Source organism: Micromonospora sp. NPDC005299 (assembly GCF_042872345.1).
Classification (GTDB): domain Bacteria; phylum Actinomycetota; class Actinomycetes; order Mycobacteriales; family Micromonosporaceae; genus Micromonospora.
Genome location: NZ_JBIAKG010000010.1, coordinates 189,483 through 208,275, shown reverse-complemented (window position 1 = coordinate 208,275; position 18,793 = coordinate 189,483). Strand labels below are relative to the sequence as shown.

Below are 18,793 nucleotides of genomic sequence, written 5' to 3'. Positions count from 1 at the left end.
CGCCGGTCAGCCGGCCACCAGCGCCGTGTGCAGGGCACGCATCGACCGGACCGCCGAGCGGATCTCCTGGAGGTAACGCCCCGCCGTGAGGGTGAGCTCCGGCACCGGGACCGGGACGGCCAGCGCCGGGTCCACCCCGACCGTGTCGATCCCGCAGCCGAAGGGCACGGCGAGGGTGCGCAGCGCGTCGCAGTGCTGGAACGGCACATAGATCGGGGCGGTCACCATGAGCACCGGATCGCCGAGGCGCAGCCGGACGTGCTCCGCCCAGAACCGCTGGGTGTCGGCGGTGTGCGCCCGGCGGCGATCCGGCTCGCCGGAGGGCGCGGCGAGCACCCGGACCGGGGGCAGCCCGGCCGGCCGGTAGGTGCGCGAGGACCAGGCCCGGTGCGGGTGGTCCGCGGTCTCGCCGATCTCCTCGCTCGGCGCATCCACCCCGAACGCCAGGCGCACCCCGGCGTCCAGGGCGTCGACCTCCGTGGCGCAGCCGTGCACCCCGACGTCGGCGAGCAGCCGGGACTCGACCGGGGAGAGGGCCCGGAAGCTGCCCAGCACCGCCACCTCGCCGGTCACCCCGGCGCCCGTCCGGGCCAGGTGCGCGGCGTACGCGGTGCGCCGCAGGCAGGCGTGCGCCAGGCCGCCGAGGACCAGCAGGTGCGCGTAGCGGGGCAGGGTGGGTGGGAGGGACCGGACCAGGCCCAGCGCCGCCGCCGCATCGTGCACCAGCCCGACCGTGGCCGGGTCGAACGCCGGCTCCCGGGCATCCGGGCGTTCCCGCCCGTCGCGGAAGTCCCAGTGCCGGGCGGAGAAGCCGTCCAGCCCGGCCAGCACCGCGCTCAGGTCACCGGCCGGCCAGTCGCCGCCGAAGTGCCCCACCAGGGCCCGCATCGGCGGCGAGTCCACCCAGGCCCGGATCCCCGCCTCGAGTTCCGCCCGGGTCGTCCCCGCCGCGCCGGCCGGCAGCGCCACCTCCGTCGTCCGCACCCGGCGGATGCTACCGGCGGCGGACGGCTGCCGACCGGCCGTTGTGGATCGTGGCTACCCTGAGCGCACGAGTGATCGGGGGTGGCCGATGGCGGGTGAGGCGATGCGGCGACGGGCGCGGGGCCGGAGCGGCTCGGCGGAGAACCTGGTGCGGCTGGTCGCGCACACCGACCCGGTGGCCCTGGTCGGCATCACGCTCTCGATCCTGCTGTCCGTGATGCTCGACCTGACCAACGCGGCCACCGGGGTCGAGTCGCTGCTCGCCGGGCTGATGGGCATCACCATCTCGCTGGTCCTCGACTCGCTGGCCCGGGCGGAGCGCCGGTTCCACCTGCGCACGCTGCTGGACGGGCCGCCCTGGCTGGTCCGCGCCACCCCGCAGCTCGCCGGCGCGCTGCGCGAGGCGGCCGAGCGGCACGCCGGGACCCGGGTGGCGGCCGAGGCGCAGCGCCGCTTCGAGGAGTTCCGCCGGGAGGCGGAGCAGTTGGCCGCGGGCCGGATCATCCGGCCCGGCGACGACGACGAGGATCTGATCGGCGCCACCCGCGACTGCACCCGGGAGCTGGTCGGGCTGACCAACGTGATGCCCCGGGTCAGCGGTGAGCTGAGCTGGTGGCGCGGGGACGTCGGCCGCCGCTACTGGGAGGCCAACCTGGCCGCCCTCGCCCTGGGCGTACGGATCACCCGGATCTTCACCTACGCCACCCTCAGCCCCGAGCTGTCCGAGCTGGTGGAGACGCAACGACGGGCCGGCGTGCGGGTGGGCCTGCTGCCGCTCGGCGCGGTCAGCCCGCACCTGCACATCAACCTGGCGGTCTGGGACGGGTCGAGCTGCTGGGAGGCGAAGATGACCGCGCACGGCGAGATCAGCGAGAACGAGTTCTCCGTCCACCCGGCCGACGTGGAGCGGCTGACCCGGGCCTTCCGGCTCTGCGCCGACATCGCCACCTTCCAGGACTGAGGCACCCATGACGTGGAGTGCGGTGCTGCTGGTGACCGCCGTGGTCTGGGCGGTCAGCGTGATCCGTTCGGTCCGGGTGCGCGCGTTCGTCTACAGCCTGCCGCTGCCGATGACCCTGGCCCTGGTCACCACCGGGCACCGGGTGGACGGGGCGCAGCTGCTCGGCGTGGTCGGCCTCAATCTCTTCTTCGTCACGGTGGCGCTCACCCACCAGCGGCTGCGCTGGCCGATCCTCCTGGCCGACCTGGCCGGCGTCGCGGTCTACGTGGCGCTCAGCGCCGGTGTGCTGGCGGTGCCGGTGCCATTCGAGGCGGCGCTGGCCGGCACCGTGTCGCTCTGGGCGCTGACCATGGTGCTGCTGCGCCGCCGGGCCGCCGTCGCGCCGCCCCCGGAACCGGCGGACGTCCGGCGGGACGCTCTCGCCGCGCCGCTCAAGCTGCTGTTGATCTTCGTCGGCGCGCTGCTCACCGGGCTGCTCGGCGCGCTGCTGCGCGGCATGGTGGTCACCTTCCCCTACTCCGGGGTGCTGGTCGCCGTCGAGGCCCGCCGCCAGCTCGCCGAGTTCAGCCGGCACTTCGCCCGCAACAGCCTGGCCCTGATCGGCTTCCTCGCCGGTTACCACTACCTTCAGGTCACCTCGCCGGCCCTCGCCCTGGCCGCCGGCTGGGCCGCCTTCGCGCTGGTCTCCGCCGCCCTGCACCTGCCCCGCCGCCGTCCCGCCCGGCCGGCCGCCGCGCCCGCCGGGCCGGACCGCGCCGAGCCGCGTCCGGGCCGCCGGCCGCTGCCCGGCCCCGAGCGCCCCGCCGCCACCTGACCCGCGGGTCCGCCGCGGTTCAGGCCGCGGCCGCCACCAGCTCCGCGATCCGCGCCAGCGGCTCGGCGTACGCCGGCCAGTCCAGGCCGTCCACGCTCGGGGTCGCCCGCCGGCGTACGCCGTCCACGGCGCCGGCTTGCGCGACGATCGCGGTCAGCACCTCGGCGGACCACTCGGGGCGGAGCAGGTCGCGCAGGACGGGCACGTCGGGGCGCAGCACCGCCAGCGCGCCGACCAGCGCGGCGGCCGCCCAGTTGGAGGTGCCGCCGACCAGCAGCGTCTCGCAGCCGACCACGCAGCGGATCCGCTCGCCCCGGTCGACCACCCGGGCCACCAGCTCTGCCGGCAGCAGGCCCATGCCCAGTTCGTTGCCGCCGTCGCCGATGCCGATCCGGAAGGCGGGCCCGGCCGTGAAGAGCAGGTCGAGCGGGGCGCTGTGCCCGCCGATGTCCTCGCCGCGCATGTTGCGGGGCCGGCCGTCGACGCCCGGGCCGACCCGCTCGCAGGCGATCACGTGCGACAGCCGCGCGTACCGGGGCAGCATGGTCGCGGCCCAGTCCGCGTACCCCCGCACCGGGGCCACGTCGAGCGGGACGTCCGGGGCCCCGGCGGCGATCGCGGCCTCGACCACCGGCGCGCACGGCGCGTCGGTGACCAGCCGGGCCTGCCCGCCGAGGGCGCGCAGCGCGGCGGCGAGCTGCACCGCGCCGATCGGGCCGTCGGTCTCGGCGGCGGGCGGGTCGGCGCCGGGGATGAAGAACCCGGTCAGCACGGCGGCGTCCGGCGCGGGCGGGCCGGCGAGCGACCGGGCGGCGGTGAGCAGGCCCCCGGCCGTCGGCACGGCGAGCGCCTCGCTGCCCCGGCCCACCTCCCGGGCGGCGACCCGGGCCAGCTCGGCGACGGTGTCCTCGACCCGCATGACGCTCCCTCCGCCGGCGACGGGCCCAGGGTAGGCGGCCGGGTCCACTGCTGCGGATCCAGTGGCGGCACAGGTCGCTGACCAGCGGAACGGTGGGTGACGGTCGTTTCTCGCCCCGGAAACCGCAGGCGGCTGGTTGACGTGGTGTCAGGCAAGCGGCCCCGCTGCGCTACACAGTGACAGTTGTCCCTGCCTCCGCGTGGTGAGAGCGTGCGGGGACCAACCGCCGCTGAAGGGTGCGCCGATGACCTCCGACGACCTGCTGGCCCGGCACCGGGCCGTGCTCCCGTCCTGGATGCCGCTCTACTACGCCGAACCGCTGGAGCTGGTCTCCGGCTCCGGCCGCCGGGTGACGGACGCGGCCGGCCGCACCTACCTGGACTTCTTCGGCGGCGTGCTGACCAACATGATCGGCTACGACATCCCGGAGATCCGGGAGGCGGTCGAACGGCAGGTGCGCACCGGCATCGTGCACAGCTCGACGCTCTACCTGATCCGGCAGCAGGTCGAGCTGGCCGAGAAGGTCGCCCGGGTCTCCGGCATCCCCGACGCCCGGGTCTTCTTCACCAACTCCGGCACCGAGGCCAACGAGGCCGCCCTGCTGGTCGCCACCAACTACCGCCGCTCGCACCAGATCCTCGCGGTGCGCAACAGCTACCACGGCCGGTCGTACGCGGCCATGGGCGTCACCGGCAACCGGGGCTGGTCGGCCAGCGCGCTCAACCCGCTCCAGGTGGCCTGGCTGCACTCCGGCGAGCGGCTGCGCGGCCTGCTGGCCCGGCTCGACGAGGGCGACCGGATCGACGCCGCGGTGGAGGACCTGCGCGAGGTGCTCGCCACCCAGACCGCCGGCGACGTGGCCTGCCTCATCGCCGAGCCGATCCAGGGCGTCGGCGGCTTCGTGCACGGCCCGGACGGGCTCCTCGCCGCCTGGAAGAAGGTGCTCGACGAGCACGGCATCCTGCTCGTCTCTGACGAGGTGCAGACCGGCTGGGGCCGCACCGGCGAGCACTTCTGGGGCTACCAGGCGCACGGCGTCACCCCGGACCTGCTCACCTTCGCCAAGGGCATCGGCAACGGCTTCGCCCTGGCCGGTGTGGTCGGCCGGGCCGACGTGCTGGAGTCGGTGCCGGCGATCAGCTTCTCCACGTTCGGCGGCAACCCGGTCTCCACGGCGGCCGGCAACGCGGTCCTCGACTACCTGCTCGACCACGACCTCCAGGCCAACGCGGCGCGGGTCGGCGCGATTCTCGGCGACGGCCTGCGGGCCGCCACCGCCGGCCTCGACGCCGTCGCCGAGGTTCGCGGCAAGGGCCTCATGCTCGGCGTCGAGTTCGTCCGGCCGGGTACCACCGAGCCGGATCCGGCGCTCACCACCCGGGTCTTTGAGGCCTGCCGGGAGGGCGGCCTGCTCGTCGGCAAGGGCGGCCTGCACGGCAACGTGGTGCGGATGGGCCCGCCGCTGACCCTCACCGAGGACGAGGCCCGCGAGGGCCTGGCCATCCTGGTCGAGGCCATCCGCTCGTCCGTCGCCCAGGAGATCGCCGCATGACCACGATCGGGCACTTCGTCGACGGGAAGCGGGTCAGCGGGGACTCGGGGCGGCGCGGAGACGTCTTCGACCCGGCCACCGGGCGGCGTACCGGGCAGGTGGCGCTGGCCTCCGCCGCCGACGTGGCGGGCGCGGTCGAGGCCGCCGAACGGGCCGCCCGGTCCTGGCGGGATGCCTCGCTGGCCAAGCGGACCGCGGTCATGTTCGCCTTCCGCGAGCTGGTCAACGCCCGGCGCGACCGGCTCGCCGCGGTGATCACCGCCGAGCACGGCAAGGTGCTCGCGGACGCCGCCGGCGAGGTGCAGCGCGGCCTGGAGGTGATCGAGTACGCCTGCGGCATCCCCTCGGCGCTGCGCGGCGGCTTCAGCGAGAACGTCTCCACCGAGGTCGACTCGTACAGCCTGCGGCAGCCGCTGGGCGTGGTGGCGGTGATCTCCCCGTTCAACTTCCCGGTGATGGTGCCGCTCTGGTTCGTCCCGGTCGCCATCGCCTGCGGCAACGCCGTGGTGCTCAAGCCCAGCGAGAAGGACCCGAGCGCGGCGCTGCTGCTGGCCGAGTGGTTCACCGAGGCCGGGCTGCCGGACGGCGTGCTGAACGTGGTCAACGGCGACAAGGAGGCGGTCGACGCGCTGCTCGACCACCCCGGCGTCAAGGCGGTGTCGTTCGTCGGCTCCACCCCGGTGGCCCGGTACGTGCACCAGCGCGGCTCGCTGGCCGGCAAGCGGGTGCAGGCGCTCGGCGGGGCGAAGAACCACATGGTGGTGCTTCCGGACGCGGACCTGGACCTGGCCGCCGACGCGGCGGTCAACGCCGGGTTCGGCTCGGCGGGGGAGCGGTGCATGGCGATCTCCGCGCTGGTCGCGGTCGAGCCGGTGGCCGACGCCCTGGTCGCCCGCATCGCCGAGCGGATGGGCCGGCTGCGCACCGGGGACGGCCGGCGCGGCTGCGACATGGGCCCACTGGTCACCGCCGCGCACGCCGAGCGGGTCCGCTCCTACGTGGAGTCCGGCATCGCGGCCGGCGCGGTGCCGGTGGTGGACGGGCGCGAGGTCGCCCCGGACGGGGACGCCGACGGGTTCTGGCTCGGCCCGACCCTCTTCGACCACGTCACCCCGGAGATGTCGATCTACACCGACGAGATCTTCGGCCCGGTGCTCAGCGTGGTCCGGGTCGGCTCGTACGACGAGGCGGTGGAGCTGGTCAACGCCAACCCGTACGGCAACGGCACGGCGATCTTCACCAACGACGGCGGGGCCGCCCGGCGCTACCAGCACGAGGTGGAGGTCGGCATGGTCGGCGTCAACGTGCCGATTCCGGTGCCGATGGCCTACTACTCCTTCGGTGGCTGGAAGTCCTCCCTCTTCGGCGACCTGCACGCGCACGGCGCCGACGGCGTCGCCTTCTTCACCCGGGGCAAGGTGGTCACCAGCCGCTGGCTCGACCCGCGCCACGGCGGGGTCAACCTCGGCTTCCCCACCCAGACCTGAGCAGCCGCAGCACCCCCGCCCCGGCCAGGTACGCCACCAGCGCCGGGGCGGGCAGCCCCAGCGGCTCCGGCGCGGTCTTGGGGGTGAGGCTGTTGAGGAGCAGTCCGGCGACGAGCCCGGCGTACCCGAGGACGGCCAGCGCGGTGCGGAGCCGGCGGGCGCCCTCGCGGGCCGGGCCGGTCTCGGGCGGGCGGCGGGTGCGGGCCTCGATCGCGCCGAACACGGCGACCAGCGCGGCCAGCACCACGGCGAGGGCGAGCAGCCAGGGGATCCGCCAGCCCCACCAGGCCGCCGAGCCGACCGGGGGAGTGGGCAGCGCACCGAGCGCGTCGAGCAGCCCGACCAGCAGCACCGCGGCGGTCAGGTGCCAGAGGAAGACGGTGAGCACCACGGCGTTGACCGCGATCACCGCCTGCCAGGGGCCGCGTCGGCGCAGCCAGCGTCCGGCCGGCTCCCGCAGCAGCAGGATCAGCCCGAGCTGGGCGGTGGCCACGGCCAGCAGGGCGAGGCTCGGCGGCGCCGTGTTGTTCAGGCGCTCGCCGGGCACGTTCAACATCGCCACCGGGTACGGCCCGACCACCGTCAGCAGGACGAGCGCGACCAGCCCGCCGGTGAGCAGGGCGGTCCCGGCGGTGCGGGAGAGCGGCAGCCGACGCCGCCGCAGGCCGCGCGGCTCGGCGTCCGCCGGCACGGCCGACTCGTCGCCGGAGCGCCCCTGGGTGCGGCTGTCGCACCAGGCGAAGCCGAGCTGGTGGACGGCCAGCCAGCCGAACAGGTAGTTGCCCGTCGCCAGCCCCGGCGGGCCCCAGATCCGGCCCAGATCGCCGAGCGCCACCAGACCGACCAGCACAACGGGTACGGCGAGCCCGAAGCGGCGGTGCAGCGCGTACATGGGCGGGGTCAGCGGCACCACCACGAGGTAGGCCACCAGGAACCACAGCGGGATGGTGGCGAACCAGACGACGGTGCGGACCTGCGTCGGGTCAGCGCCGCGCAGCGTGGCCACCGCGGCGCCGGCCGCCAGCACCACCAGCAGCGCGGTGGTCGGGCGGACCAGCCGGGCGCTGCGGTCGATCAGCCACCCGGTGGCGGTGCCGCAGACGGCTCCAGGTCGCGGCGCGGCGCCGGACGCGCCGAGCTGGAGTTGTCGCATCCGGCGCCGGCGGGCGGCCAGCGAGGCGGCGTTGGCGTAGCCGCCGACCAGGAAGAACACCGGCATCACCTGGGCCACCCAGGTCAGCGGCCAGGCCCAGGGCAGGTCACCGAGGGCGGAGTGGCCGCTGGGGCGGCCGGCCCGGTCGTACCCGATGACGGTCACACCCCAGTGGCCGAGCACGACCATGGTGATGGCGAGCGCCCGGAGCAGGTCGACGTAGCGCTCCCGAGTGGCCGGCGTGCGGTCGGCGAGCTGCCGCAGGCGGCGCATGGCCTCAGGCTATGCCAGCGGCGACCGACCGGTATGGATAACAGTTCGGTCGTGAGGTCTTGTGGTCCGCGCCGCGCTGCCGTAGAAATTCTTCAGCAACATCAAGTTAATTGAAGACAAGCGACAGCTGACACCCAGAGCCTCGACGTCGCGGCCGCCGTTCCCCCAGACTCCGGCGGGCCGCGCGTACCCGAACCGAGGAGATGCGATGAACAGGCGTGACATCCTCCGGCGGACCGCTACCGCCGGCCTGCTGGCCACCCCCGCCGCCGGCCTGCTCGCCGGCTGCGCCACCTCCGGTGACGACGACAAGGGCGACTCCGGCGCCTACAAGGGCACCAAGAGCGAGCAGAACCCGCTCGGCGTCAAGGAGGACGCCCCGCTCGAGGTGGTGATCTTCAACGGCGGCTTCGGCGAGGAGTACGCCAAGGCCCACGAGGCCATGTACAAGGAGAAGTACCCGAAGGCGAAGATCAACCACTCGGCCACGCAGGAGATCAACAAGACCCTCCAGCCGCGCTTCGTCGACGGCACCCCACCGGACGTGGTGAACAACTCCGGTGCCGGTCAGATCGACTTCAACGGTCTGGTCTCGCAGAACGCCATCGCCGACCTGGGCGACCTGCTCGCCGCGCCCAGCCTGGACGTCCCCGGCAAGTCCGTGAAGGACACCCTGCTCCCCGGCGCCGTCGAGGTCGGCTCGTACGACGGCAAGTTCATGGTCCTCAACTACACGTACACCGCCTACGGCATCTGGTACTCCACCAAGACCTTCACCGAGCGCAACTGGCAGTACGCGAAGACCTGGGACGAGCACATCGCGCTCTGCAAGCAGATCAAGGCCGCGGGGATCGCCCCCTGGACGTACGCGGGCAAGCACCCCCGCTACATGAGCTGGCCGCTGATCGCCACCGCGATCAAGCTCGGCGGGCCGTCGGTGGCGCTCGCGATCGACAACCTCGAGCCGAACGCCTGGAAGTCCGACGCCATGAAGGCGGCGGCCGACGCCTGGTACCAGATCGTCAAGGACAAGTACATCCTGGACGGTTCGCCAGGCCTGGACCACATCCAGTCGCAGACCGCCTGGTGCCAGGGCAAAGCCGCCTTCATCTCCTGCGGCTCCTGGCTGGAGAGCGAGCAGGCGAAGGTGACCCCGGCCGGCTTCAACATGACCATCGCGCCGACGCCGAGCCTGGGCAGCGGGGACAAGCTGCCGTTCGAGGCGATCCGGGGCACCGCGGGCGAGCCGTTCATGGTGCCGTCGAAGGCGAAGAACGTCGCCGGCGGCCTGGAGTACTTCCGGATGATGCTCTCCAAGAAGGGCGCCCAGGACTTCACGAAGAAGGTCTCCAGCCTGACCGTGGTGGCCGGCGCGACCGACGGGGTCGAGCTGCCGTTCGGCCTGACCAGCGTGGTCAAGGCGCTGGAGGCGTCCGGCAGCAACGGCTTCAACTGGGTCTACAACAACTACTACCGCAAGCTCGAGCGTGAGCTGGTCGACGCCGCGTGCGGCGAGTTCTTCAGCGGCCGGAGCACTCCGGCCGAGTTCCTCGACCAGTGCCAGAAGGGCGCCGACTCGATCGCCCAGGACAGCTCGATCAAGAAGTACAAGCGGGCCGCGTAACATCCGGCCGGTGGGGGCGGCCCGTCCGCCCCCACCGTGCTGCCGCTGGGGGAGTAGGTCATCTCGTGAGACACGGCAAGTACCCGCTGATCATCACCTTCCTGGTGCCACCGCTGCTGCTCTACGGCGTCTTCGTGCTGTCGCCGTACCTGCAGGCGTTCCAGATCTCCACCACCAACTGGCTCGGCTACTCCGCGCACGCCGACCCGGTGGGGATGGCCAACTTCCGGACGCTGCTGCACGACGGCCACGTGTGGAACGCGATCAAGAACAACGCGATCATGCTCGCCGTGGTGCCGGTGCTCACCATCGGGCTCGGACTGTTCTTCGCCACCATGCTCAACATGGGTGGCCGCAAGGGGCGGGCCGGGGTCACCGGCGTCCGGGGCACCTCCGTCTACCGGATGGTCTACTTCTTCCCGCAGGTGCTCTCGGTAGTGATCATCGCCCTCCTCTGGAAGGAGGTCTACCACCCCAACAACGGCCTGCTCAACGGCGCGTTGCGGGCCCTGGGCCTGCCGGCGCCGACCTGGCTCGGTGACCCGCGTACGGCATTCTGGTGCGTGCTGGCGGTGATGGTCTGGAGCAACGTGGGGTTCTACGTGGTGCTCTTCGGCGCCGCCATGTCCGCCGTCCCGCGGGACATCTACGAGGCGGTGATGCTCGACGGGGCGTCACGGTGGACCACCCTGCGCCGGATCACCGTGCCGCTGCTCTGGGACACCGTGCAGGTCGCCTGGATCTATCTGGCCATCGCCGCGCTGGACGGCTTCATCCTGGTCCAGCAGATGACCAACGGCGGCCCCAACTTCTCCTCCGACGTGATCGGCCTGCGGATGTACGAGACCGCGTTCGGCAGCGAGAGCAAGTTCGGGTACGCCTCCGCGATCGGCGTGGTGATGCTGTTCCTGACCCTGTCGGTCGCGGTGCTGGCGCTGCGTACCGCCCGTCGCGATCGGATCGAATACTCGTGACCACGCTGGATCGGCCCACCACGACGGCGGCGGAGAAGCCCGGGGCCGCCCGCGGCAAGGATCGGCGGCTGCGCCGCGAACTGGGCGTCGCCAACCTCTTCTCGCACGGTTTCCTGCTGCTCTGGGCGGCGCTGACCGCGCTGCCGCTGCTGTGGATGTTCATCAGCTCGTTCAAGAGCGACGGCGAGATCCTCTCCGACCCCTGGGGGCTGCCGGGGGCGCTGCGCTTCGAGAACTGGTCCCGGGCCTGGACCGAGGCGCACATCGGCCGGTACTTCCTGAACAGCGGCATCGTGGTGGCCGGCTCGCTCACCCTCACCATGCTGCTCGGCGCCGCGGCGGCGTACGTCTTCGCCCGGTACGAGTTCCGGGGCCGGCAGGTCGTCTACTACCTGTTCGTCGGCGGGATGATGTTCCCGGTGTTCCTCGCCCTCGTGCCGCTCTTCTTCGTGGTGCGCAACGCCGGCCTGTTCGGCAGTTGGACCGGGCTGATCCTGGTATACGCCGCCTACTCGCTGCCCTTCACGGTCTTCTTCCTGACCGCCTTCTTCCGGACGCTTCCCACGTCGATCGCCGAGGCGGCGCTCATCGACGGCTGCGGGCACTTCCGGCTCTTCTTCCGGGTAATGCTGCCGATGGCGCGACCGGGATTGATCAGCGTGGCGATCTTCAACTTCCTCAGCCACTGGAACCAGTTCATCCTGCCGCAGGTGCTGATGCAGGGCGACGATTCCAAGTGGGTGCTGGCGCAGGGCCTCACCGCGCTCGCGGTCAGCCAGGGCTACCAGGGTGACTTCAGCGGCCTGTTCGCGGGACTGACCATCGCCACCCTGCCGGTGCTGGCGGTGTACGTCGCGTTCCAGCGGCAGATCCAGACCGGCCTCACCGCCGGGCAGCTCAAGTGAGGTCGTTGCCACAGGCAACGGGGCAGCGCGACCGCTGAGGGCTCCTCTATCGTGGGCCGGCACCTTCACCGATCGACAGGAATCGCATGTTCTTCCTCATCTATGACCTCCTGCTGCTGCTCGGCGGCATCGCGATGGTCGCCATCGGCATCGCCATCAAGGAGCAGGGCACCGGAGCCCGGATCCTCAACGTGGTCGTCGGCCTCGCGCTCTTCGCCTACGGCTTCTACCTGATGTTCCTCTTCGAGGGCGGCTCCTACCGGATCTTCTTCTACGTCTTCATCCTGCCGATCCTGCTGATCGTGCGCGCGGTGAAGGCCCGTAAGGAGGCCCGTGAGCAGGCCGCGGTGCACCAGTTCGCCGGCGCGCCCCAGCCGGGCCAGTTCGCCCCGTCCGCCCCGGGCCAGCCGGGCCAGGGCTGGCCGGCCCCGCAGGGTCAACCCGCCCCCTACGGCCAGGCGCCGCACGGCCACCCCGGCCAGGCCCCGCACCAGCCCGGCCACCCGGCACCGCAGGCGCCCTACGGCCAGCCGGCCTCGCAGGCCCAGTACGGCCAGCCGCAGGGCCAGTACGGCCAGCCGGCGCCGCAGGGGCAGTACGGCCAGCCGCAGGCGCAGCCGGGCCACCCGAACGCCTGAACCCCCGCACCGCGCACGCGGGCCGGTCGACGCGCTGTCGACCGGCCCGCTGCTTTCGTTCCGGCCCCCGCCCAGGCGTCACGCCGGCGAGCCGGCGGGGTCGGCTCGCGGGACTGACCGATTGTGACCACCGATTCGGGAGTCCGCGTCGCGGTCGCCGGCATCGGTGTTTCCTCGGTTCGGGCATGCGCGCCGCGCCTCCCCGCCGGCCGGTGGTCTCTGCGCCGCGCCCTGTCGAGCTGAGTCGTTCGTGATGTCACCGGCTGATGGGGTCAGGCGGGCGGGACGAGCAGGGCGTGCAGTGCCGCCGGGTCGGCGACCTCGGGCAGGTCGCGGGCGGCGAGCCAGGCGGCTGCCGCCGCCCCGTCGCCGGCGCTGTGCAGTGGGGCGTCCGGCCAGCGGCGGGCCAGTTCGGCGCGGACCGCGGCGGCCAGCGGGGTGTCCCCGGTGAGCAGGCCGCCGCCGAGCACCACCGGGCCGGCCGCGTCGGGCGGCCGGATGCGGGAGGCGCTTTCGGCCAGCAGCGCGGCCGCCTCCGCGACCAGGGCCAGGCCGGTCGGCTCGCCGTCCCGGGCCGCCGTGACGACCAGCGGCGCGAGCCGGGCCAGCTCGACCGGCGGTCGCCGGGTCACCGCCTGCACCACCGTGTCCGCGGTCGCGCGGGGGCGGGCGGCGACCTCGGAGGTGCCGGTCAGCTCGGCGAGCACCTGGCGGGCCAGGTCGCCGGGTGGGTGGGCCCGGTCCAGGTCGGTGAGCAGCCGGCGGACCGCCTCCCGGCCCAGCCAGAAGCCGGAGCCGGCGTCGCCGAGCAGCCAGCCGTGCCCGTCGGCGGTGCGGTCGAGGCGCAGGTCGCGTACCTGGGCGGCGATCGCGCCGGTGCCGGCGATCAGCACGGTGCCGTCCGGGGCCGCCGTGCCGGAGGCGTAGGCGACTAGGGCGTCGCCGTGGACGGCGTAGGGGCAGCGCAGGCCGGCGTCGGCCCAGGCCCGGTCGAAGGCGGCCCGGCCCTGCGGGTCGGCGAGGAGCCGGCCGGCCCCGGCCAGCCCGATGACGCCGGCACGGACCCGGGTCGGGTCGACGTCGGCGAGCGCGGCGCGCAGCGCGGCGAGGAGTTCGGCGGCGGCCCGATCGGCTCCGTGGCTGGTCGGGTTGCCGCCGCCGGCACGGCCGACGCCGAGGCGCACCCCGTCGAGGCTGAGGGCGGTCGCACGGGTGGACGTACCCCCGACGTCGAGGCCGACCACGGCGCTGTCCGACATCCCTTCATGCTGGTCGGCCGGGCTCCGGGACGCAAGATCCGGGCTGTGCGCCAGGTAACAGTTTGAAAACTTCGCCCACGGCCTTGACACGGAGGGGCCTTCAGTAAGAACTTTTACCACTAACAGTTAACACTCTTTTCCGAAAGGCATCCCATGGTTGATCACGAGGTGGACACCCCCGCGGGGACCGCGGTGGTCGACGCCTACGCGTTCGACCGGCGGGGTGCGATGACGGTCTCCTCCGACGGCGTGCTGGCCAGGGTCCGCGCCGGGGCGGGGGAGCTGACGGGGGCGTTGCGCCGGGTCGCCGAGCACGTGCTCAGCGACCCGGAGGCAGCGGCCCGGGCCACCATCGTCGAGTTGGCCGAGCGTAGCGGCACCTCACCGGCCACCATCACCCGGTTCTGCCGGGCCATGGGCTTCGAGGGCTACGCCGACCTGCGCCTCGGCATCGCGGCGGAGACCGGCCGGGCCCGCTCGGCGGGCTGGACGGTCGACATCGGCCGGGAGATCCAGCCCAGCGACCCGCTGTCCCGGGTGCTCGACCAGATCATGGCCGCCGACACCCGGGCCATGCACGACACCGCCGCGCTGCTCGACCTCGGCGAGGTGGAGCGGGCGGCCGTGGCCATCGCCGGGGCCAGCCGGGTGAACATCTTCGGCGCCAGCGGCAGCGCCCTGGTGGGCGAGGAGATGCAGTTCAGCCTGCACCGCATCGGGGTGGCCGCCTGGGCCTGGAGCGACGTGCACGAGGGGCTGGCGAGCGCCGCGCTGCTCGGCGTCGGCGACGTCGCGCTCGGCATCTCGCACACCGGGCAGACCCGGGAGACCATCGAGATGCTCGCGGAGGCGGGCAGCCGGGGGGCGACCACGGTCGCGCTGACCGGCTTCCCCCGCTCGCCGCTGGCCGAGCTGGCCGACATCGTGCTGGTCACCGCCAGCCAGGCCACCACCTTCCGGCCCGACGCGCTCTCCGCGCGGCACCCCCAGCTCGTCGTGCTCGATCTGCTCTACATCGCGGTGGCGCAGCGCACCCACGACCGCGCCCACGCGGCCTTCCGGCGTACCGCCCAGGCCGTCGACGGGCACAAGGCCGAGAAGGGGGCCACCTCATGATCAGTGCCCAGCGGTACGCGGACGCGGTCCGCCCGGTGCTCGACCGGCTGGTCGACAGCCAGGCGGAGGCGGTCGACCGGGCGGCCGACGTGATCGCCGGCGGCCTGCGTGCCGGCGGGGTGCTCCAGGCGTTCGGCGCCGGCCACTCCGAGGCGTTCGCCGCCGAGCTGGTGGCCCGGGCCGGCGGCCTGGTCCCGACCAACCGACTCTCCCTGCACGACCTCGTGCTGCACGGCGACGCGCCCCGCGACGTGCTCGCCGACCCCAAGCTGGAACGCGACCCGGCCGTGGCGCACCAGCTCTACGCCCTGGCGGCGCCGCAGCCGGAGGACGTGTTCGTGGTCGCCTCCCAGTCCGGCATCAACGGCTCGGTGGTCGAGCTGGCGACGCTGGTCCGGGAGCACGGCCACCCGCTGATCGCGGTCACCTCGGTCGAGCACACCGCACGGGTCGCCCCACGGCACCCGTCCGGCCACCGGCTCGCCGACCTCGCCGACGTCGTGCTGGACAACGGCGCGCCGTACGGTGACGCACTGCTGCCGCTCGAGGGCGGCGGCGCGGTCTGTGCGGTCTCGTCGGTCACCGCGGCGCTGCTGGCGCAGCTGCTGACCGCCGAGGTCGTACGACGGTTCCACCAGGCCGGGGAGGTACCCCCTATCTACCTCTCCGCCAACGTCCCCGGTGGGGACGAGCACAACCTCGCCCTCGAGTCGCGGTACGCCGGGCGCCTCCGGCGGACCGCCTGACCCGACACCACAAGGAGAGACAAAGATGTCGGTTAGCCCCGAGAACCTCGGTGACCTCAGTCGCCGGACCCTGCTCCAGCGGGCCGCCGCGGCGGGCCTCCTCGCCGCCCCGGCGATGGGCCTGCTCAGCGCCTGCGCCGGCAGCGAGCCGGAGAAGTCCGACACCGGCGGCGCGGCCAAGAGCAAGGACAACCCGTTCGGTGTTAAGGACGGCAGCGCCGTCAAGGTGGTCATCTTCAACGGCGGCCTGGGCGACCAGTGGGCCAAGGAAGACAAGGTCATCTTCAGCGCCAAGCACCCGAACGTCACGGTCAACATGTCTTCGACCCAGAAGATCAAGACCGAAGAGCAGCCGAAGATGTCGACGCAGCCGAGTGACCTGGTCATGAACTCGGGCGCCGACATGATGGACCGCAGCACCCTGATCAACGAGGGCGCCATCGAGCCGCTCGACGACCTGCTCACCGCGCCCGCCTGGGACGGCGAGGGCACCGTCGCGGACTCGCTGCTGCCGGGCACGGTGGGCGACGGCACCCAGAACGGCAAGTTCTACGTCGTGAACGTGGCGTACACGGTGTGGGGCAACTGGTACAACGCGGCGCTGTTCAAGAAGGAGGGTTGGCAGCCGCCGACCACCTGGGACGAGTTCTTCGCCCTGGCCCCGAAGATCAAGGCCAAGGGCATGGCGCCCTTCGTCCACGACGCCGTCCACGGCTACTACCCGCGCTGGGGGCTCATGGCCAGCATCTGGAAGACCGCCGGCAAGCAGGTCGTCGTCGACATCGACAACCTGAAGGAGAACGCCTGGAAGGCCGACGGCGTGCTCAAGGCGCTGGAGCCGTGGGAGAAGCTGGTCAAGGACAAGCTGCTCCTCCCCGGCAAGCTCGACCACACCCAGTCCCAGCAGGCCTGGCTCGACGGCAAGGCGGCGTTCATCCAGGTCGGCACCTGGCTGAAGAACGAGATGGCGGCGACCATCCCGCCGGGCTTCGAGCTGACCCTGTCCGACTACTGGCACAACGCGGACGACAAGGCGCCGAAGGACGTGTTCGCCGCGTCCGGTGAGGGCTTCGTCGTGCCGAGCAAGGCCCCGAACAAGGAGGCCGCGAAGGAGTTCCTGCGGGCGATCCTGTCGAAGGCGGGTTCGGCCAAGTTCGCCGAGCTGACCAAGTCGCTGGCCTCCACCAAGGGCTCCGGCGACAACGTGCAGGACACGGCGCTCTCCAGCGCCAACAGCCTGATGAAGAACGGCGGCACCGAGCTCATCTCGGTCAAGTTCCAGGACTTCTACGCCGACCTGGACAAGGAGAGCCAGAACCTCTCCGAGGAGCTGATGGCCGGTCGCCTCACCGCGCAGCAGTTCGTCGACAAGATGCAGGCGGCCGCCGACAAGGTCGCCAAGGACTCGTCGATCAAGAAGCAGACCCGCACCGCCTGATCCGACGGAGAGAGTGAGTCCTATGCGGCACGGAGTCGCGCGTTTCGTCACGGGCTTCCTGGCCCTGCCCGTCGCGCTGTACCTGTTCTACGTGGTGTGGCCGTTCGTGCAGGCGGCGGGATATTCGCTGACCGACTGGGGTGGGTACTCGGACTCCCAGCGCTTCGTCGGGCTGGACAACTACGTCCGGCTGCTCTCCGACGAGCTGATCCGGAAGGCGTTCTGGCACAACGTTTTCTTCCTGGTCACCGTGCCGCTGTTCACCATCGCGCTGGCCCTGTTCCTCGCGTTCCTGCTCAACGTGGGCGGACGCGAGGACAGGGCCGGCATCCGCGGGGTGTTCGGCTCCGCCCTCTACAAGGTCATCTTCTTCTTCCCGCAGGTGCTGTCGCTGGTGGTCATCGCCGTCATGTGGCAGCAGATCTATCGGACCGACAACCAGGGCCTGATCAACGGCCTGCTCATCAAGATCGGGCTGGTCGACGCGGAGAACCCGATCGCCTTCACCGCCGACCCGGAGCCGTTCCTCGGCATCCCCGCGGTGCTCTGGTGGCTGCTGCTCATCGCGGTCTGGAGCGGCGCCGGCTTCTACATGGTCCTCTTCTCCGCGGCCATGCAGTCGATCCCGAAGGACATCTACGAGGCGGCGATCCTCGACGGGGCCGGCCGGTTCGACACGTTCTTCCGGGTCACCCTGCCGCTGCTCCGGGACACCATCTCGGTCGCCTGGGTCTATCTGGGCTTCATCGCCCTGGACATGTACGCCCTGGTCTTCGTCATGACGCCGAGCCAGGGCGGCCCGAACCACGCCAGCGAGATCTTCGCCTCGGTGATCCAGTTCAACGCGTTCCAGAAGGGCCAGTTCGGCTACGCCTGTGCGATCGCCGTGGCGCTGGCCATCTTCACCATCCTGCTGGCCGCCGTCCAGCTGAGGATTACCCGTCGTGACCGGATCGAGTTCTGAGGAGGCCTGGACGATGAGCACGGTGACCCACACCTCCGACCAGAGGCGACCCGACGCGGTGCCGCCGGCCGGTCCGGCAGCGGGCCGACGGGCGGGAGCCGCCGCCAGCATCGGCGGTCGGATATTCAACGGCTTCTCGCACCTGTTCCTGGTGGTGTGGGCCGTGATGGTGATCTACCCGCTGCTGTGGGTGGTGATGTCCGCACTCAAGACCGACTCGGAGGTGATCCGCGAGCCCCTGTCGCTGCTCCCCAAGTCGCTGCAGTGGGACAACTTCGCCCGGGCCTGGACGGCCGGGATCGACAGCTTCTTCCTGAACACGCTGCTCGTGCTCGTCTTCAGCGTGACCCTGACGATGCTGCTGGGCTCGATGGCGGCGTACGCGCTGGCCCGCTACGAGTTCCGGGGCAACCGGCTGATCTACTGGATGTTCCTGTCGGGGCTGACCCTGCCGGTCTACCTCGCCGCGGTGCCACTGTTCAAGGGCGTCTACAACATGAACGTGGTGTTTCCGCTGCTCGGCCCGAACAAGCACCTCACGCTGATTCTGGTCTATGTGGCCTGGTCGCTGTCGTTCACCGTCTTCTTCATGCACTCGTTCTTCCGGACGCTGCCCGACACGATCGCCGAGGCGGCCCAGGTCGACGGCGCCTCGCACACCCGGACCTTCTTCAGCGTCATGCTGCCGATGGCCAAGCCCGGCCTGATCAGCATCGGCATCTTCAACGTGCTCGGCCAGTGGAACCAGTGGTACCTGCCGACCCTGCTCATGCAGTCGGTCTCCGGTGAGCCGAAGCACCAGGTGATCGCCCAGGGGCTGATCGAGCTGTCGGTCAACCAGGGCTACAAGTCCGACTGGTCCGGCCTCTTCGCCGGAGTCACCATGGCGATGCTGCCGGTGCTGATCGTGTACATCGTGTTCCAGCGTCAGGTGCAGTCCGGCCTCACGGCCGGCGTCAGCAAGTAGCTCCCGCGACCCCCTGCCC

17 protein-coding genes are annotated in these 18,793 nt (G+C 72.1%); 13 read left to right on the top strand and 4 right to left on the bottom strand.

What is annotated here, in order from left to right:
• Window positions 1–6: 6 nt before the first annotated feature.
• Window positions 7–984, bottom strand: coding sequence for a hypothetical protein (locus ACFYPD_RS26120; RefSeq protein ID WP_387118649.1), 978 nt, complete (start codon window positions 982–984; stop codon window positions 7–9).
• A gap of 103 nt (window positions 985–1,087) precedes the next feature.
• Here ACFYPD_RS26120 and ACFYPD_RS26115 point away from each other — a divergent pair, with 103 nt between their 5' ends.
• Both ACFYPD_RS26115 and ACFYPD_RS26110 read left to right on the top strand, forming a co-directional pair.
• Window positions 1,088–1,945: a hypothetical protein gene (locus tag ACFYPD_RS26115; RefSeq protein ID WP_387118646.1), complete on the top strand. Its 858-nt coding sequence runs from the start codon at window positions 1,088–1,090 to the stop codon at window positions 1,943–1,945.
• Window positions 1,946–1,952: 7 nt separating this feature from the next.
• Window positions 1,953–2,759: a hypothetical protein gene (locus ACFYPD_RS26110; protein ID WP_387118643.1), complete on the top strand. Its 807-nt coding sequence runs from the start codon at window positions 1,953–1,955 to the stop codon at window positions 2,757–2,759.
• Between the two features lie 19 nt (window positions 2,760–2,778).
• Here the strand turns inward: ACFYPD_RS26110 and ACFYPD_RS26105 are convergent, their stop codons facing one another.
• On the bottom strand, window positions 2,779–3,678 hold the full coding sequence (locus ACFYPD_RS26105) for a glutamate cyclase domain-containing protein (protein ID WP_387118640.1): 900 nt from the start codon (window positions 3,676–3,678) through the stop codon (window positions 2,779–2,781).
• A 244-nt stretch (window positions 3,679–3,922) separates the two neighbouring features.
• On the opposite strand from ACFYPD_RS26105, the gene ACFYPD_RS26100 reads away from it, so the two are divergent.
• Together ACFYPD_RS26100 and ACFYPD_RS26095 are read left to right on the top strand one after the other, a co-directional pair.
• A complete protein-coding gene (locus tag ACFYPD_RS26100) occupies window positions 3,923–5,230 on the top strand; it encodes an aspartate aminotransferase family protein (protein ID WP_387118637.1) in 1,308 nt (435 codons plus the stop codon).
• The gene (locus tag ACFYPD_RS26095) at window positions 5,227–6,717 is read left to right on the top strand and encodes a CoA-acylating methylmalonate-semialdehyde dehydrogenase (protein WP_387118634.1); all 1,491 of its coding nucleotides are present in this window, start codon (window positions 5,227–5,229) and stop codon (window positions 6,715–6,717) included. The genes ACFYPD_RS26100 and ACFYPD_RS26095 overlap by 4 nt, the downstream gene beginning before the upstream one ends.
• On the opposite strand, the gene ACFYPD_RS26090 is transcribed toward ACFYPD_RS26095, so the two are convergent.
• The gene (locus ACFYPD_RS26090) at window positions 6,689–8,143 is read right to left on the bottom strand and encodes an acyltransferase (RefSeq protein ID WP_387118630.1); all 1,455 of its coding nucleotides are present in this window, start codon (window positions 8,141–8,143) and stop codon (window positions 6,689–6,691) included. The genes ACFYPD_RS26095 and ACFYPD_RS26090 overlap by 29 nt on opposite strands.
• 208 nt (window positions 8,144–8,351) lie before the next feature.
• Here ACFYPD_RS26090 and ngcE (ACFYPD_RS26085) point away from each other — a divergent pair, with 208 nt between their 5' ends.
• The 4 genes from ngcE (ACFYPD_RS26085) (at window position 8,352) to ACFYPD_RS26070 (ending at window position 12,284) form a co-directional block, all read left to right on the top strand.
• Window positions 8,352–9,767 carry an N-acetylglucosamine/diacetylchitobiose ABC transporter substrate-binding protein gene (ngcE, locus tag ACFYPD_RS26085; protein WP_387118627.1) on the top strand — a complete coding sequence of 472 codons (1,416 nt, stop codon included), beginning with the start codon at window positions 8,352–8,354 and terminating at the stop codon, window positions 9,765–9,767.
• Between the two features lie 65 nt (window positions 9,768–9,832).
• Window positions 9,833–10,741 (top strand): carbohydrate ABC transporter permease, encoded by a 909-nt coding sequence (locus ACFYPD_RS26080; RefSeq protein ID WP_387118624.1) that lies wholly within the window; start codon window positions 9,833–9,835, stop codon window positions 10,739–10,741.
• On the top strand, window positions 10,738–11,646 hold the full coding sequence (locus tag ACFYPD_RS26075; protein ID WP_387118621.1) for a carbohydrate ABC transporter permease: 909 nt from the start codon (window positions 10,738–10,740) through the stop codon (window positions 11,644–11,646). The genes ACFYPD_RS26080 and ACFYPD_RS26075 overlap by 4 nt, the downstream gene beginning before the upstream one ends.
• Before the next feature lie 86 nt (window positions 11,647–11,732).
• The gene (locus tag ACFYPD_RS26070; RefSeq protein WP_387118618.1) at window positions 11,733–12,284 is read left to right on the top strand and encodes a hypothetical protein; all 552 of its coding nucleotides are present in this window, start codon (window positions 11,733–11,735) and stop codon (window positions 12,282–12,284) included.
• A 272-nt stretch (window positions 12,285–12,556) separates the two neighbouring features.
• Here ACFYPD_RS26070 and ACFYPD_RS26065 read toward each other — a convergent pair whose 3' ends face one another.
• Window positions 12,557–13,543: an N-acetylglucosamine kinase gene (locus ACFYPD_RS26065; RefSeq protein WP_387118615.1), complete on the bottom strand. Its 987-nt coding sequence runs from the start codon at window positions 13,541–13,543 to the stop codon at window positions 12,557–12,559.
• Between the two features lie 153 nt (window positions 13,544–13,696).
• Between ACFYPD_RS26065 and ACFYPD_RS26060 the strand changes: the two genes are divergently transcribed.
• Genes ACFYPD_RS26060 through ACFYPD_RS26040 form a run of 5 tightly spaced genes read left to right on the top strand, consistent with a single transcriptional unit; the run spans window position 13,697 to window position 18,774 of the window.
• The gene (locus ACFYPD_RS26060) at window positions 13,697–14,659 is read left to right on the top strand and encodes a MurR/RpiR family transcriptional regulator (protein WP_387118612.1); all 963 of its coding nucleotides are present in this window, start codon (window positions 13,697–13,699) and stop codon (window positions 14,657–14,659) included.
• Window positions 14,656–15,405, top strand: coding sequence for a sugar isomerase domain-containing protein (locus ACFYPD_RS26055; protein WP_387118609.1), 750 nt, complete (start codon window positions 14,656–14,658; stop codon window positions 15,403–15,405). Before ACFYPD_RS26060 ends, ACFYPD_RS26055 begins: the two co-directional genes overlap by 4 nt.
• A 25-nt stretch (window positions 15,406–15,430) precedes the next feature.
• Window positions 15,431–16,843: an N-acetylglucosamine/diacetylchitobiose ABC transporter substrate-binding protein gene (gene ngcE / locus ACFYPD_RS26050; protein WP_387118606.1), complete on the top strand. Its 1,413-nt coding sequence runs from the start codon at window positions 15,431–15,433 to the stop codon at window positions 16,841–16,843.
• Window positions 16,844–16,865: 22 nt separating this feature from the next.
• Window positions 16,866–17,807, top strand: coding sequence for a carbohydrate ABC transporter permease (locus tag ACFYPD_RS26045; protein WP_387118603.1), 942 nt, complete (start codon window positions 16,866–16,868; stop codon window positions 17,805–17,807).
• Window positions 17,808–17,820: 13 nt separating this feature from the next.
• The gene (locus ACFYPD_RS26040) at window positions 17,821–18,774 is read left to right on the top strand and encodes a carbohydrate ABC transporter permease (protein WP_387118600.1); all 954 of its coding nucleotides are present in this window, start codon (window positions 17,821–17,823) and stop codon (window positions 18,772–18,774) included.
• Window positions 18,775–18,793 lie beyond the last annotated feature (19 nt).